Annotated in this window: 2 protein-coding genes; both read left to right on the top strand. The window is 66.4% G+C overall.

Annotated features, from left to right (window positions below; translation table 11 throughout):
• The first annotated feature begins 76 nt into the window (after positions 1 to 76).
• Positions 77 to 304 (top strand): hypothetical protein, encoded by a 228-nt coding sequence (locus tag ACFWM7_RS35335; RefSeq protein ID WP_032790676.1) that lies wholly within the window; start codon positions 77 to 79, stop codon positions 302 to 304.
• Positions 305 to 446: 142 nt separating this feature from the next.
• Complete coding sequence (locus ACFWM7_RS35330; RefSeq protein ID WP_383268894.1) at positions 447 to 1,100, top strand: HU family DNA-binding protein; 654 nt, start codon at positions 447 to 449, stop codon at positions 1,098 to 1,100.
• The last annotated feature ends 56 nt before the right edge of the window (positions 1,101 to 1,156 follow it).

Genomic DNA, 1,156 nt, shown 5'->3' with positions numbered 1-1,156 from the left:
GCCCTCCGGCAGGGGGCGCAGTCGCTTGTTGAGACCCCGTCGGGCGACAACTCGCCCCAGATGGCACAATCGGTGCATGGAACGCGACAGCCAACTCAAGCTCTATGGCCAAGTCGCCGACCGATTGAAGGAAGCGCACGCGAAGGTGCGTGCACTGCAAGTCCCGGAGAGCGTACGGATGGCGCTGACCCGGAAGCTGCTGGTCGTCACGGCCGCGGCGAAGCACGATCTCCCGGACGCGGCAAGGCGTCTGGACCGGTTGATGAAGGACCTCGACGAGGGCCGATTCCCCGAAGGTGACTGACACGTGGAACTGCGCATCGGTCGACTTCGTTGCGGCACTAGGGTGATTAGCCCGTTTCGTGTTTGATTTGCGGTATATATCTGCCTAACGTGCGAAAAAGCTTGAACACTTTCGTTCTGGCAATGTCTCCGAAGGGGAAGACGTGAACAAGGCGCAGCTCGTAGAAGCGATTGCCGACAAGGTCGGCGGCCGTCAGCAGGCCGCGGACGCTGTCGACGCGGTACTCGACGCGATCGTCCGTGCCGTTGTCGCCGGGGACCGTGTCTCGGTCACCGGCTTCGGTTCGTTCGAGAAGGTCGACCGCCCCGCCCGGTACGCCCGCAACCCGCAGACGGGTGAGCGCGTCCGGGTCAAGAAGACCTCGGTGCCCCGCTTCCGCGCGGGCCAGGGGTTCAAGGACCTGGTGAGCGGCTCCAAGAAGCTCCCCAAGAACGACGTGGCCGTCAAGAAGGCCCCCAAGGGCAGCCTCTCGGGCGGATCTTCCGCCGCCCGTACGACGGTGAAGGCCGCCGCCGCCAAGAAGTCGGCCGCCAAGAAGGCCACCGCGAAGAAGACCACCGCCAAGAAGGCGACCCCGGCGAAGACCGCCGCCGCCAAGAAGACGACCGCGACGGCGAAGAAGGCGTCCGCGGCCGCGAAGAAGGCGACCCCGGCCAAGAAGACGGCCACGACCGCCAAGAAGACGGTCGCCAGCAAGACCGCGCCCGCCAAGAAGACCACGGCGAAGAAGGCGCCCGCGAAGAAGACCACGGCGCGCAAGACCACGGCCAAGAAGGCCACCGCACGCAAGAAGTGAGACCGGGCGACCCGCTCGCTCCTCACAACGCGCCGGGCCGGGCTCCCCTCCGGGGG

Source organism: Streptomyces sp. NPDC058375, from assembly GCF_042723425.1.
In the GTDB taxonomy this organism is placed as follows: Bacteria; Actinomycetota; Actinomycetes; order Streptomycetales; family Streptomycetaceae; genus Streptomyces; species Streptomyces durocortorensis.
Note: the sequence above shows the minus strand (reverse complement) of the source record. Positions and strands in the feature narration are given on the sequence as shown.

Bases quoted from the DNA above. Each gene is read 5' to 3' on its own strand.
- ACFWM7_RS35335 (WP_032790676.1), top strand. From the start codon at position 77: ATGGAACGCGACAGCCAACTCAAGCTCTATGGCCAAGTCGCCGACCGA.